At 61.4% G+C, this 14,383-nt stretch carries 9 protein-coding genes; 6 read left to right on the top strand and 3 right to left on the bottom strand.

What is annotated here, in order from left to right; translation table 11 throughout:
* Positions 1 to 175: 175 nt before the first annotated feature.
* The 6 genes from BM382_RS26135 (at position 176) to BM382_RS26115 (ending at position 8,099) form a co-directional block, all read left to right on the top strand.
* Positions 176 to 427, top strand: a complete 252-nt coding sequence (locus tag BM382_RS26135; RefSeq protein WP_225368700.1) for a hypothetical protein — start codon at positions 176 to 178, stop codon at positions 425 to 427.
* Between the two features lie 68 nt (positions 428 to 495).
* A complete protein-coding gene (locus tag BM382_RS26130; RefSeq protein ID WP_072444513.1) occupies positions 496 to 3,669 on the top strand; it encodes a hybrid sensor histidine kinase/response regulator in 3,174 nt (1,057 codons plus the stop codon).
* Between the two features lie 21 nt (positions 3,670 to 3,690).
* Positions 3,691 to 3,861, top strand: coding sequence for a helix-turn-helix domain-containing protein (locus BM382_RS31940; RefSeq protein WP_019092833.1), 171 nt, complete (start codon positions 3,691 to 3,693; stop codon positions 3,859 to 3,861).
* 268 nt (positions 3,862 to 4,129) lie between these two features.
* Complete coding sequence (locus BM382_RS26125) at positions 4,130 to 4,711, top strand: fimbrial protein (RefSeq protein WP_011062209.1); 582 nt, start codon at positions 4,130 to 4,132, stop codon at positions 4,709 to 4,711.
* 72 nt (positions 4,712 to 4,783) lie between these two features.
* A complete protein-coding gene (locus BM382_RS26120; protein ID WP_011062210.1) occupies positions 4,784 to 5,533 on the top strand; it encodes a fimbrial biogenesis chaperone in 750 nt (249 codons plus the stop codon).
* 85 nt (positions 5,534 to 5,618) lie between these two features.
* Positions 5,619 to 8,099, top strand: a complete 2,481-nt coding sequence (locus BM382_RS26115) for a fimbria/pilus outer membrane usher protein (protein ID WP_072444515.1) — start codon at positions 5,619 to 5,621, stop codon at positions 8,097 to 8,099.
* A 4-nt stretch (positions 8,100 to 8,103) separates the two neighbouring features.
* Here BM382_RS26115 and BM382_RS26110 read toward each other — a convergent pair whose 3' ends face one another.
* From BM382_RS26110 to BM382_RS26100, 3 genes are all read right to left on the bottom strand, one after another.
* The gene (locus BM382_RS26110) at positions 8,104 to 11,781 is read right to left on the bottom strand and encodes a translocation/assembly module TamB domain-containing protein (protein ID WP_072444517.1); all 3,678 of its coding nucleotides are present in this window, start codon (positions 11,779 to 11,781) and stop codon (positions 8,104 to 8,106) included.
* The gene (locus BM382_RS26105; protein WP_015636311.1) at positions 11,778 to 13,505 is read right to left on the bottom strand and encodes an autotransporter assembly complex protein TamA; all 1,728 of its coding nucleotides are present in this window, start codon (positions 13,503 to 13,505) and stop codon (positions 11,778 to 11,780) included. Before BM382_RS26105 ends, BM382_RS26110 begins: the two co-directional genes overlap by 4 nt.
* A gap of 65 nt (positions 13,506 to 13,570) precedes the next feature.
* The gene (locus BM382_RS26100) at positions 13,571 to 14,221 is read right to left on the bottom strand and encodes a GNAT family N-acetyltransferase (protein ID WP_011062214.1); all 651 of its coding nucleotides are present in this window, start codon (positions 14,219 to 14,221) and stop codon (positions 13,571 to 13,573) included.
* Positions 14,222 to 14,383: the final 162 nt, after the last annotated feature.

Below are 14,383 nucleotides of genomic sequence, written 5' to 3'. Positions count from 1 at the left end.
TGAACAGGCGGGCGTCATCGCCAACCTGCTGGCGACGGGTCGTTTCCATCCCTCTGCCTGCTGCCTGTGAATCATCGGGGTTGGCCTATTCCACGATGACTTCGACAAAGGCTATGGCTCGCACGTGCGCCCGGTATCACCCTCCTTCAGCGAATTGAAGATGGAGCGCATACAGGTGCACGACTGCAACGCCAACGAGGAACTGGCCCAGGCGCCAACCTGCATTGCCCGGCTCGGTCACCCGTCGGGTCTACCGGTGATGGCGGGAAGCTTGGAGACCGCGCAAGAACTTGATCTGTTGCATAAAATCGACTGCACTCAGATTCAGGATTTCCTGATCTTTCACGCCATGTCTTCGGATCAATTCCGGCAGTTGCTGTCCCATGACGGGCCGGCAAACGCGTACGGATTGGCAAGCGGGTGTTGATACCCGTCACTTGCCATCGAGGTCACTGTGTCCAACGGCTCTCCCATCACTGCTGCCCAGGCCCTCTAATGCCACATCCCAACGCCTTTCTGGAGAAACTCGCCAGCAGTTCATCGCGCCTGAACAAGAGCCTGCTGGTGCTCGGCGCCCTGGTGCTGCTGTTGCTGGGCATCAGCTATGTGGGGGTGACGCGCATGATCGAAGAGCGGCGCGAAACCTTGCAATTTCACTTTGCCCGGCTGATGGAGAATGTCCACGAACAGGAAGTGTTCCTGCAGGATATTGCCCGGGAAAGCGCCAAGGGCGAACGGCTGCCCAATGCCATGTTGCCCCCCTACTCACAAAAACCCCTGCCCGATGAAGGGCCGAACATTTACGAAGGCCGCGGCCTGCCGTTTTCGCTGCCCTATAGCTTGAAGATCAATACGGACAGGATTGCCCCCAGCCAATACCCGAAAATCTTTGCGCTGGGTACCCATCTGGCGGCCTATTACAGCGCGTTCTGGTCGGCCTCGCACTATCAGTCTCCGCAGGTTGTCCTGATCAATGGCCCCGACAATTTTGACCTGGCCGTACCCTCCGTCGGGCGTTTGCGCGGTACGGGGCAATTACCGATGCAGACGGGCCATCTGGTCGATGTGATGACCCAGGTGAACAAACGCCTGCGCGGGCACAACTCGCCATTGCCAGATCTTCAGGTGCGCTGGGAACCCTATGTCTCTTCCGAGGACGACAAGAGCGCGCCCACCCTGCTGGCTTACGTGAGTATCAACCTGGCGAAAACCGCATTGACCGTCGAGGGCGCCGATACCTGGGTGGTACTGGGTTCGCTGATGAACCTGTCCCAGGTCAACAACATCGAACGGCTGATGCAGTGGTCGATCTACGATGACTTCACCTTGATCACCCCCCGTGGCGTGGTATTGACCGGTGCTCTGAAACCCGGCCAGGTGCTGGATGAAGGGGTGAATTTCAACCGCGACGGCCTGGTGTTCAAACTGAGCAGCCCCGGGGAGCAACACTGGACGGCGATCTACGTCATCAGCCTGCGCAGTTTCCTCGACTACGCGCTGTGGCCATTGCTGTGCCTGGTTGCTCTGGCGCTTGCGCTACTCGGTTGCAGTCGGGTGGTCAATCGCTGGTACCAGGCCCGGGTCATCCTGCCCGCGCAGAGGGCGCACGCCAGCATCGCCGAAAGCGAGGCGTTCAGCCGCACGGTGATCGATACGGCGCCGACCGGCCTGTGCGTGATTCGCCGCAGCGATCACCACGTACTGCTGGAAAACCAGCGCGCCCAGCAATGGCACGATAACGGCCGGTTGATGAGCTTGCTCACACCCCTTACGGGCCCCGGTCACGCCGATCTTGAAATCAATGGGCGCCACCTGCACGTCGCCTTTGTGCCCACCCGCTATCAGGGCCAGGACGCCTGGTTATGTGCGTTGCATGACGTGACCCGGCATGTCGAAGATGCGGCGGCGCTGGAAGAAGCGCGCCAGGCCGCCGACTCGGCAAACCAGGCCAAGAGCCGCTTCCTCGCTACCATGAGCCACGAGATCCGCACTCCCCTGTACGGCGTGCTGGGAACTCTGGAGCTGCTCGGCCTGACCTCGCTCGCCCCGCGCCAGCAGGATTACCTGCACACCATCCAGCGCTCCTCCACCACGTTGTTCCAACTGATCAGCGATGTGCTGGATGTGTCGAAAATCGAAGCCGGACAGATGACCCTCGAACTTCAGGATTTCTGCCCGCTGCAACTGACCGAAGACACCGTGCGCACCTACAGCGCCTTCGCCCGATCCAAGGGCCTGCTGCTCTATGCCTGCATCGACCCGGCTCTGCCGGACCGGTTGCGCGGTGACCCGATACGGATTCGCCAGATCCTCAACAACCTGCTGAGCAACGCCATCAAGTTCACCGATAACGGTCGCGTAGTGCTGCGGGTTCAGTTGCTGGAAAGCGACGATGGCCGCGCCCACGTGCAGTGGCAGGTCAGCGATTCGGGAGGAGGAATTTCCCTGGCGCAACAGCAACAACTGTTCGACCCTTTCTATCAGGTCAACGATGCCACTGAACAGGCCGGTGCCGGATTGGGACTGGCCATTTGCAAATGGCTGTGCGAGTTGATGGCGGGCCAGTTGAACCTACTCAGCGAGCCCGGGCTCGGCAGCAGTTTCACCCTTCAACTCGCACTGGAACACGCACCCGGTGAGCTGGCCGACTGCCCTGTGTTCAGCCCCGGCAGCAGCACCGTCTATGTGCGTGCGCAGGTCACTGAGCAGGCACAACACCTGATCGCCTGGCTCAACCGTTTTGGCCTCGACTGCCGCCCGCTGAGGCCCGATACACCGGTGTCATCGGCACTGCTGGTAGAGCTTTCCCCCCTGGCCGATACCGCGGCCTGGCCCGGTCCGAAGGTCGTCGCCAGGGCGGATGGCCCCAACCCTGCGCAATTGCGCGGTACCGACCGAGAAGTCGACGCCCATGATGTCCGCGCGATCGCCTGGGCGATTTACCAGGCCCAGCACGGCGTCAGCGCCGACAGCCAACCTTCGTCGCCGGAAAAGCCCCGGCAGTTGAATCTGCAAGTGCTGGTGGCGGAAGACAATGTGATCAACTCGGCGATCATCAAGGAGCAACTGGAAGTGCTGGGCTGCTCGGTGGTCGTCGCGGCCAATGGCGAGCTGGCCCTGGCGCAGTGGTCGCCCGGACGCTTCGATCTGCTGCTGACCGACGTCAACATGCCGGTCATGAACGGCTACCAATTGGCCACGGCGTTACGGCTTCAGGATCAGACGCTGCCGATTATCGGCGTCACCGCCAACGCCTTGCGCGAAGAAGGCGAGCGCTGCGCCGACGTCGGCATGAACGCCTGGATGGTCAAGCCACTGAACCTCGCCACCCTGCGCGCGCACCTGGAAAGACATTGCAAAATCGCCCTGCCGGCGACCAGCGTTGCCCCTCTAAAGCTGTCACCGAAAATGCGCGAACTCTTTGTCACGACGCTGCGCCAGGACATGCAGACCACGCTGACGGCATTGGACAACGCCGATGCCCATCGCGTGGCGCAACAGCTGCACAGCATGGCCGGTGCATTGGGTGCGGTACAGCTCGAAGAACTGGCCACAACCTTCGTCGAGCTGGAGTGCCGCCTGAACGGCCTGAGCTTGACCCACGCCCTGGACCTGGAGGTACGCCAGAATCTGGCTCGATTGAAAGACCTGCTGGGCACCCTTGAATAATTTCAACGCGGATAATCAGCCATGGAAACCCTCAAGGTTGCCATTGCCGATGACCACCCCATCGTCCCGGTGGGGTACGAGAGCGGGTTGAGCGTGGCCAATGCTTTCGCACTGATGGAATACCTGACGCGGCACCTCCCCAACGTGCTGGTGCTGACAGCGCTTTACTCACCTGTTGCTAAAGGAAAATAAAATAGTGCGTTTATTTATTCCGGGAGAGGGAGTCAGAGACGACTGACTTGAGAGCGCAAAGATAACAAGCATTCAAAAGATGTTCGTCACGAGCAAACTTGAAGTCAACAGCAACTATAAAAACTTGAATTACCATACACAACAACCAACTCAAACTAACAGACAACTACATTCCAGTTGCAATCAACTTCTAGGAATCGTCTGATGTACCACCAAAAATTCGCGTTATATCGTGTTGTTGTTTTAAACCTAACCATTGGAAAACAACATGAAAAAGCTAACTCGCGCACTTCTCGCCCTTTCGATCATTGCCGCCACTGGCAACGCCCTGGCAGATGACCCCGTCAAGGCCGGTAGTGGCACTATCAACTTCACCGGTACCATCAACAACGATGCCTGCTCCGTTGAGGGCGCTGGCAAGGGTAAAACCATTGCGGTCGACATGGGCGAAGTGTCGATCAAAGACATGGGCACTCCCAGCGCGCCTAAAGGCAACGGCACCCTGAACGTCGAAAACTTCAGCATGAAGATCAACTGCAACGCCGGCACCAAGGTCGCAATGATCTTCGAACCAACCACGGGCGCAGGTTCGGGTCTCGCGCCCGGTACCAACGTGCTTCGCCTGATCGACGGCCTGGGTGCTGCGAAAGGTATCGGCATTGCGCTGCTTGATTCCAATGGCGCCGTGATCGACCTCAGCTCGCCTAGCACCGCAAAGATCGAAAACACTCTGCAAGACAGCAACGCCACCCTCAAATTCTCCGCAGCCTACGTAACCACTGTCGATCCGAAGCTGGCTGTTGCCGGTCGTGGCGACGCCACCCTACCGTTCACGCTGCAATACGAATAACCCGCGCGAACACACAAGCCTGGTGCGGGGCCGTTCGGCCCTGCATCCTCATTCACTTGCGCGGTAGCCCTCATGTTTTATCGTCACTCACTGTCCTTATGTGCAGGCCTGCTGGGCCTGTTCGCGGTCAATCAGGCCATGGCCGGAATTTCCTTGAGCAGCACCCGTCTGATTTTCGACGGCCAGCACAAGGAGGCCGGAATCACCGTGCGTAACAGCGGTGAAGATGTGTTGATCCAGTCGTGGATCGACACCGACTCCAGCGAAACCGCAGCCGTACCCTTTGCTGTGACGCCGCCCCTGGTGCGCGTCAGCGGCGACGAGCAGCAAATATTGCGGGTGATCTACGAAGGTGCGGGCATGCCGACCGACCGCGAGTCGGTGGTGTGGCTCAATGTGCAAGAGATCCCTAAAGCGGCGAAATCCGAGAACACGTTGCAACTGGCCGTGCGCCAGCGCATCAAGGTGTTCTTCCGCCCGGCAGGCCTGAAAAACAACGCCTATCTGGCACCGAGCGAACTGACCTGGCGCCTGACAGAACAAGCCGGCAAGAGCTTGTTGGTGGTGAATAACCCAGGCCGGTATCACGTGTCGATTGCAGATATCACACTTCAATCCGGCACCATCAGTGAACACCCCTTCGATTCGATGATGATTGCCCCCGGCGAACAAAAAAGCTTCCCCCTTAAACAACTTCACAACGCCAATACAGCCCACCTTTCATTCAGCAGTATTAATGACTATGGCGCACAAGATCGTTATGGCGCGCAACTTTCCAACAGTGCTGACACCCGAGCCAGTTTGAATAAACAAACCCCATAACTTACGTGCCGCTGTGACGGCTGCACTTCCACTGTATTTCTCTTCGCTCCGTTAGTTCGTATCGGAGGTGATATAGGGTTCCTGAATGTTTTTACTCAAGCGCGACGGATGGGCGCCGTTTTCGATTGCCCTGGTTTTCAGCTGCACCTGCCTTGCCGATGACGAAGAACAGTTCAATACCTCGTTTCTGCAAGGCGCAACGTCTTCTGTCGATCTGCAATCACTGCTCGCCAGCAGCCGCGTGCTGCCCGGCATCTATCGGGTGGACCTGTACGGCAACGAGACGCTGGTCGGGCGCCGCGACATCGATTTTCGTCGTTCTCCCGGCACGAACAAGATCGAGGCCTGCCTGACTCTGGAGATGGTGCAGCAATTGGGGGTCGACATCGGCAAGCTGCAGGCCAGCGGCAAACTGGGCAGCGATGATCCCGACACCTGCCTGGACCTGCCCGCCTTGATCGATCACGCCAGCGTGCGTTACGACGTGCCCCGCCTGCGCTTGATGGTCAGTGTCCCGCAAAGCGCCATGGCGCGTGGCCGACGTGGTTATGTCGACCCGGCCCTGTGGGACGAAGGCGTTCCCGCCGCGTTCATCAACTATCAATTGAGCAGCAGCCGCAACGGCACTCGGGGTGAAAGTACCCTGTCCAACAACGTCGGCCTGCGCAACGGCATCAACCTCGGCGCCTGGCGCTTGCGTAACGAATCGAACTTCAGCAGCAGCACCGGCCGCCCTAGTACATTCAAAAGTAACCGCAGCTATCTGCAACATGACGTGACTGCCCTGAAAGGCCAGTTCAGCGCCGGGGATATCTTTTCAGATGCCGACCTGTTCGACAGCGTGCGCTATCGCGGCCTGAAGCTGGCGTCCGACGACGGCATGCGTGCCGACAGCGAGCGCGGTTATGCGCCGATCATTCGCGGCATTGCGCAGTCCAGCGCCACCGTGGAGATCCGCCAGGACAGCTACCTTCTCTACACCGCCAATGTGCCGCCGGGGCCGTTCGAGATCAGCGATATCTACCCCAGCGGCTCCAACGGCGACCTGGAAATGACGATTATCGAAGCCGATGGTCGCCGCCGGGTGACGGTGCAGGCATTTTCCAGCCTGCCGATCATGGTCCGTGAGGGCCAGTTGAAGTACAGCGTCTCGGCCGGCCAGTACAACAGCAACAGCGATGACCAGCAGTCACCGCAATTTGTCAGCAGCACCCTGGCGTACGGCATCAGCAGTAACTTGTCCGGGATCGTCGGGGTGCAGGCCTCGGAAAACTTCAAGGCGCTGTCCGTCGGAGCTGGCCGCAATACGACTATCGGTGCCGTCTCACTGGACTTGACCCACTCCATGAGCAGCACTTTCGGCGCAACCATCACCGGCAACAGCCTGCGCGCCCTGTATGCGAAGACGTTTACCGGCACCGACACCAACTTCACCCTCGCCGCCTATCGCTACTCGACCGAGGGCTATCGCACCCTCACCGAGCACGTCGAGGAACTGAGCAACGACGGCCAGAAGCGTATCGGCAACTCGAAAACCCGTACCGACCTGACCGTCAACCAGAGCCTGGGCCGAAACCAGCGATACGGCAGCATCTACATCAACGCCAGCGACCAGCGTTACTGGGGACGCGGTGGTTCGCAAAGCCTGTCGGCGGGTTACAGCAACTATTGGGGCGATGTGAGCTACAACCTCGGCGCCACCTACTCCAAGGATGTCGGCAACTACGGGCCGGCGAACAATGACACGCTGGTGAACCTGTCCGTATCGTTCCCGCTGGGCTCCAAGCCTCGTGCACCCCGCGCCTTCGTCTCGGCCAGCACGCAGAAGTCCGGCGACACCACGCAAATGGGCATCAACGGCTATCTGTCGCAAGACAGCGACACCTATTACTCGGTGCAAGCCGGCAACAGCAGCACTGGAGGCAGCTCAGGCTCGGTCAACCTCAGTACCCGCACCTCGGTAATGGATATCAGTGCCGGCTACAGCCAGGGGCGCGGCTACAACTCGCAAAACCTTAACCTGTCAGGCTCGATCGTCGGCCATGGCGGCGGGATCAACCTGGGACAGACCGTGGGCGAGACGTTCGCGCTGGCGCAGGTCGAAGGCGTGGAAGGGGTGAAAATCGGCAGCTTCTCCGGAGCCAGGACCGGCAGCAACGGCTTCGCCGTGGTCCCCAATGCGCAGCCCTATCGCGTGAACTGGATCAACCTCGACACTCGAGACCTGGGCGCCGATATCGAGATCGACAGCGCGACCCGGCAAGTGGTGCCACGTCGTGGTGCCGTGGTGCTGGCGCGTTACACCAGCAAGACCGGACGGCGAGTGCAGTTCGCGCTGTTCGACGCCCGACACCAGCCGATTCCGTTTGGTGCGTCGCTCGAAGACAGCGCCGGCAAACAGTTGGCGATCTCTGACCCTGGTGGCAAGGCTCTGGCGCTGGTTGAAGCCGACGCCGGTACCCTGACCATCAACTGGCAGGGCCAGCGCTGTGAAGCGCCTTATGCGTTGCCCGAACGCAACACCGCGCTGAACTATGAGCGGGCGACACTGGTGTGCCGCCCCTGATTCCTCAGAAATCGCGCTTGTAAAAGATATCCAGGGAGCTGGCGAAACCGCTCGCCGCTTCCAGATAGACCTTCTTGCTCAGCTTGTAACGCAGAGCGATGGTACTGGCCGGCTCAAAGACCCCGACGCCATAGCGCAGGCTGAGCCTTTCGGAAATGGCGCCGCTGGCCACCACGCTGGTGTTGTTGCCGCTGCCCTGGGTATCGAGTTGGAAGTCCTGAATGCCCAGGTTCTTGGCAATGCCGCCGGTCAGTTCCGAGCTGCCCATCAGCCCCAGCCCGAGAGCCGCCTGGGCCAGCATGTTGTTGTCTTCACCGGTGGACGTCAGCGGGCGCCCCAGAACCAGATAGGACAGCGCCTGTTCCTGGCTCATGGCCGGCTCCGAGAAGATCTGCGTCGCCGGTTGCTCGGCGCTGCCACTCAGGCGGATGCCGGCAATCACGTCGTCAGTCTGGCGCACGGCCTCGATGTCCAGGTAAGGCTGGTCGATGGGGCCGGCAAACAGCAGCCGCGCACGACGCACGGTCAAGCGCTGGCCGTAGGCCCGATAGCGGCCGTCGTTGAGCCACAGCTCACCGCGGGTATCCATGTTGTCACCAATGTGCACGTGCCCCTGCAGGTTGGCAGTCAGGCCGAAACCGCTGAAGGCCAGCTTGTCCTGGCCCACCTCCACATCGATGTTCATGGCCATGGCCATGGCCTTTTTGCCGTCGTCGGTCTGCTGGCCGACGATCACCGTGTCGTCGGAGACCTTGACTGTCGAAGGCGGCAATTCGCGCACGATGATCTGGCCCTTGGGGATCAGCACCTTGCCGGCAATCGCCAGCTTTTCCTCCTGCAGCGAGATCTTCAGGTTCGGCGCCACCTCCAGCGCTGCATAGGGCTCCACCGTCACCGGCAGTTGGGTGCCCTTGAGGCTCAGGTCCACCAATAGCGCCCGGCCCCAAGTGATGTTGCCATTGAGGCTGCCCTGCCCGGCCTTGCCGCTTTTCCAGCCGCCGTTGAGCTGCACGCTCTCGCCAGCGATCTGCGCGCTCAGTTGCAGGTCTTCAAGGCTGATGGGCAACTCGGAGCCGGACACCTCGCCCCCGGACAACTGCACGTTGCCGTTGACCTGAGGCGCCAGCAGGCCGCCAGACAAACGACCGCTGCCATTGAGGCTGCCGCTGAGCTTTTCCACCATGGGCACGAACGGCCGCGCCACGGACAGATCCAGGCCACTGAGGCGGAAATCACCGGACAGCGGTTTGCTTTTCGGCAACGGATTGATCTGCGCCTGGAGCATCAGCTCACCCAGTTTGCCGCCGTCGAACTGCAACTGCGTGTCGATGCGCCGCGGGGTGAGTCGGGTATTGAGCTTCAACGCCTGATAGGGGAAATCCAGCCACTGGTCCTTTTCCTTGACCCGCAAGGTGCCGCCGCTGGCGTCCAGCATGATCTGGCCCTGGGGCCCGCTGGCCGGCAAGTCCAGTTGCACATCGGCATTGAGCATGCCCTTCCAGGCGAAATCCTTGGGCAGCCACTGCGCCAGGCTGTCGAGGGGAAAACGCTTGAGGTGATAACGCAGTTTCGGGTCCGGCATCAGCCGCTGGTCTTCACCGCACAGGCTGGCATCGCCGCTGGCCCAGCAGTGGGCAGCGAAGTTCAGCGTGCCGTTGGCCAGCCGCTCAAGCCGGGCCGGGTTCTGCAGCTTCCAGTCCTGGCCGCCGGTCTGTACATCACCGCTGGCCAGGCGCCCGCGCCAGTTGCCCTGGTCCAGGACGCCATCCAGGCCCAGGGCCAGTTTCAACAGCGGTCCTTGCAGGTCCAGTTGCAATTTCTGTTTCTTGATGTCGCCCTGGCCGGCCAGGGTCAGGGTCCCCAACTGCGTGTCGCCCAGCTGAATCCCGCTGCCCTTGAGGTCCACCTGGGCCTTTTGCGCACCATCCAGAGTGGCGTCCAACTTGAGGTTCTGCAGGCGGTTTTCGGCAAAGGCCAGTTGCTGCCCGGCCAGGTCCAGCTTGCCCTGTGGCGCCTTGAGGGTGCCGGCCAGGTCCAGCCGACCGTTGAGCTGCCCACGCAACTCGGGCCAGAGCTGACCCAGGCGCGGCATCTTGATCTCCAGCTGGCCGGCGATCTTCTGTTGCAGGCTGCCGGAGCCGTTGATCCGGTTGTCTCCCAGGCGGATGTCCAGCGCGCCCAGGGTCCATTGCTCGCCCGCTCCGTCGGCCTTGGCCTGGAGAACCGCCGGCTGTCCGCGCAAGCGTCCCTTGAGGTCGAGGTTGGCATTGAGCTTGAGTTGCTGGTTCTTCATTTCGCCTTGGCTGCGCAGGGGGCCGGCCAGGGTTCCGGGCAGCTCCGCCACCCAGTACGCGGGGTTGATGGCCGACAGATCCAGGGCGGTATCCCAGGCAATGCCGTCGGCGAACTGCAGGTTCAGGTGGCCCTCGGCCTTGCCCTGGCCCGCCGCCAGCTTGAACTGCGGTAGATAGATTTTCGTCAGGTCGCCGCTGAACGGGCTGCTCAGGCTGAACGCGCCTGCCGGGCCGTCCAGGTCGCCCTTGAAGTTGCCCAGGTAGTTACCGTCACGGTAAGCCACTTCGGCATCAAAACTGCGGACCCGCACCGCCGGCTCGTCAATCAGCGGATACAGGCGGTGCCAGGGGAAGTCCAGCCAGGCCAGCTTGGCCTCGGCAGCGAAACCTTCGCTCCAGTCCAGTTGCCCACTGAGCTTGAGGTGTTGCTTGTCGTTGGCGCTCAGGTCTAGGGCGGCAATCTGTGCGCCCTTGGCGTCGACCTTGCCTTGCAGCAACAGGGCCACCGGGCCCTGCTCCGCCGGCAGGCTGGCCTTGCCGGCGAGCTGGTAGCCGCTTTTCAGGTCGCCCTTGCCAGTCAGCTCCAGCTGATCCAGTTGCAGGGTGTCCGGCAGATCGGCGCTGGCCTTGAACCCGTCGGCAGTGATGCGCACCTGGGCCGGCAGGTTCTCCACCAGGGGCTGCACCTGGCCGCTCAATTGCCCTTGCAGGTAGCCACTGCTGTCGGCATTGAGCTGCAGAGTCTTGAGCAGGTCGCCTTCAACCTTCAACGCCAGGGACCAGGGGCCACCGCCGGGAGCGGGCAAGCCGAGGTTGCCCTGGGCGGTCAGGGGCCAGTCGCCACTGGGTTGCAGCAGCCCGGAAAGATCCAGACTCAGGTCATCGCGCTTCAGGTGCAAAGAGTCGATCTGCAGGCCTTGGGCAGTCCAGTGCGCCGCCAGCTGCAGGGTCTTGAGTTCTTCACTGCCATTGAACAGCAGGCTGCCCACACGCACTTGCCCCAACTCGATGGCCAACGGCAGCTTCAGTTCCGGCAGGCTGATGGGCTCCGAACTGGTTTCGGTTTCGCCGCTCGGAGGGAACAGCAGGCTGACCTGATCGGCTTCCAACTGCTCGATGCACAGGGTCATGCGCAGCAGGCAGCCGGGCGACCAGGTTAACTGCACGGCGTTGAGCTCGACCCGGTTGCCCTCCTGTTGCCAGAGCAAATGATCGGCGCTCCAGTGCCCGCCAAGGCGGCCCTCGAAATTGTCCAGGGTCAGCCCCGGCACTCGCGCCAGGGCCCAGCGGCTGCCAGCCTGGGTTCCGAGTACGCTGGCCACGGCCAGAATGATCAGGATCACCAGCGCAACAATCGCCAGCAGCGTTATCTTCAAACCACGCTTCAAAGCTCTGGCCCCATGGAAAAGTGCAAACGAATACCGCCGTCGTCATTCATCGCGTGGGCCAGGTCGACCCGAATCGGTCCCACTGGCGAAACCCAGCGTACGCCGACGCCCACCCCGGTCTTGAGGTTAGGCAGCTCCAGCTTGTTGAAAGAGTTGCCCTGGTCGACAAAGGTCGCGATCCGCCATTTCTCGGCGATCGAATACTGGTACTCGACGCTACCGGCCACCATGTAGCGGCCGCCGATGCGGTCGCCTTCGGAGTTTTCCGGTGACAGGGTCTGATAGTCGTAGCCCCGAACGCTCTGGTCGCCACCGGCAAAGAAGCGCAAGGACGGCGGAATCGACTTGTAGCCATTGGTGGCACTGCCACCGAACTGCACTCGCCCGAGAAAGCGGTGGTTGTCCCAGACCGTGGTCAGGCCCTTGAGCAGCACCGTGCCATACAGCAGGTTGGTGTCGGAACCGACCCCTTCCTTGGCCAGCTTGGTATCGAACTGAATGCGATAGCCGTTATGCGGGTCGATGCGATTGTCGCTGCGCAGGTAGGAATAAGTCAGGCCAGGCATCAGCAGATTACTCAGGCCCGAGTCGTCCCCGAGGCGATATTCCTCTCGCTGATACTTCAGCGACAGCACCCGCTGCCAGCCGCTGGGCAACTTGCTGTGCCACTCGGGACCGATGGTGAGCAACTTACTCAGGGTATCGGTGCCGGCAATCTCTTCATTCTGGTAACCACCGGCGAACCGCAGCTTGTCGGTCAGAGGCGGGTCCAGGGGAATGTCGTACCACAGGCCGACGTTCTGCCGCGGGGCAGAAACTTCCGCCTCCCAGCCGTAACTGTGGCCCTGGGGGTTGACCCAGTGCCGGGTCCAGTTGGCCTTGACCCGCGGCCCCACGTCGGTGGAATAGCCGAGGCCGAGGCCCATGGTCCGGGGCTTGCGGGTTTCCAGCTGGACCGCCACCGGAATCACCTCGTGCTCGGCGGCAGTAGGCGCGGCGTCCACCCGCACGCCCTCGAAGTAGCCGCTCGACTGCAGGGCCTGGTTGAGTTCGGCAATCAGTTCGGAGTCATAGGGCGCGCCGGCCTTGAACGGCACCATGCGCCGCAACAGGTCTTCATCGAACAGGGAGTCGCCGCTAAAGCTGACCTTGCCCAGCGCGTAGCGCGGGCCGCTGTCATAGACCAGGTCGATGTCCGCGACACCTGCCTGGGGGTCCACCGACAGTTTTTGCTGGGTAAAGCGCCCGCTGAAAAAGCCATAGCGCGAAGCCTGGTTCTGGATCAGGCGCTTGGCGTCTTCGTAATGGCCATGATTGAGCACGGCACCAGGCTTGAGCTGGTCGCCGTCGGGAAGGCGAAACGACTTGAGGGAAGCCGCCGGGCCTTCGACCCGGACTGTCACGTTGCGCAGGTGCACCGGTTCGCCGGGGTCGATCCGCAACGTCAGGCGCGGTTTGTCACCGCCGCGCACCTCACTCTGGATATGCGGTTGGTAGTAGCCCAGGGCCTGGGCGGCTTTCTTCGCCTGCTCCTCGGCGCCCCGGCTGAACCGCAGCAAGGCTTCTTCATCGCGATCGCCGACACTGCCAATGTAACCCTCCACATTGGCCTTCAACTCGTCATTGGCGGGCTTGACCCTGACATCCAATTCGCTCTGCGCCAGCGCCGCACAGCTTGTGAACAACAGCAAAAAGCCGCTGGTAAATCTTCCTGGAAACTTCATAGGCGCGGATGCTATCACGAGCTTGGGAGGGCGATAGAGCGCTCAGGTGCACGGAAAGTTCTATATCAGGCTGTTGCTCTTTGTAAGTGCTGCGGGTTGGGGTGAAAAAATACGTGCTCACGCACCGGCCCCACCGCAATCTCACCGATCTCTTCATAGCCCTGACGCTTGTAGAACTCCAGGTAACGCGGATTGCCGGTGTCCAGCACCACACCCTGGGAATGCTCGTCCACGGCGCACCAGTTGTGCACCGCCGCCAGCAATTGCTCGCCGAAATGCTGGCCCTGAAACTGCGGATGTACCCCCAGCAGCGGCAGCACATGCACCGCATCATTGGGCAGGCAGGCCTGCACCGCCTGGTGATACTCCAGATAACGCTGGGTGCAGCGAAACCCGGTGCTGAGCACCATGCGCAGGCGCCAGGCCCAACTTTCGGTGATGCCCAGGCGCCGTTGCGGCGGCGCGATCAGGGCGATACCGATCAGCCGGTCATTGACCAGCAGGCCGATGGCCGGCAGGTCCTGAAGAAAATGCTGCTTCACCAATTCGCGCACTGTGGCTCGTACCCGCTGTTCGTAGCCGGGGCGATCGGCTTCGAAAATGAAGCCGAAGGTCGGCTCATGTCGGTAGGCCTGGTACAGCAGCGACCGCGCTTCGCGGGAATAGCCGCTGTCGAGCTGGTGAATATCGGCGATGACATTGGAGGAATCAGGCATGACGGTCACTCTCCCCTGGACCCGGCTCAAATGGCCGCGTTCTTGTTAGTACGAGCCCTGCGCGCCGCTGATCGTTCCCGCGCCCCTGGGACATTAGCAGCGCATCCGCCACGCCGCCACGCTGGCCGGCCCGGGCGTTGTCAGCTAGCATCGCTGTTTTGC

The sequence above is a fragment of the Pseudomonas sp. NFPP25 genome, from assembly GCF_900116505.1.
Lineage (GTDB): Bacteria > Pseudomonadota > Gammaproteobacteria > Pseudomonadales > Pseudomonadaceae > Aquipseudomonas > Aquipseudomonas protegens.
Note: the sequence above shows the minus strand (reverse complement) of the source record. Positions and strands in the feature narration are given on the sequence as shown.

Excerpts from the sequence above, each read along its gene's own strand:
- BM382_RS26130 (WP_072444513.1), top strand. The coding sequence starts at position 496 with ATGCCACATCCCAACGCCTTTCTGGAGAAACTCGCCAGCAGTTCATCG.
- BM382_RS31940 (WP_019092833.1), top strand. The coding sequence starts at position 3,691 with ATGGAAACCCTCAAGGTTGCCATTGCCGATGACCACCCCATCGTCCCG.
- BM382_RS26125 (WP_011062209.1), top strand. The coding sequence starts at position 4,130 with ATGAAAAAGCTAACTCGCGCACTTCTCGCCCTTTCGATCATTGCCGCC.
- BM382_RS26120 (WP_011062210.1), top strand. The coding sequence starts at position 4,784 with ATGTTTTATCGTCACTCACTGTCCTTATGTGCAGGCCTGCTGGGCCTG.
- BM382_RS26115 (WP_072444515.1), top strand. The coding sequence starts at position 5,619 with ATGTTTTTACTCAAGCGCGACGGATGGGCGCCGTTTTCGATTGCCCTG.
- BM382_RS26105 (WP_015636311.1), bottom strand. The coding sequence starts at position 13,505 with ATGAAGTTTCCAGGAAGATTTACCAGCGGCTTTTTGCTGTTGTTCACA.
- BM382_RS26100 (WP_011062214.1), bottom strand. The coding sequence starts at position 14,221 with ATGCCTGATTCCTCCAATGTCATCGCCGATATTCACCAGCTCGACAGC.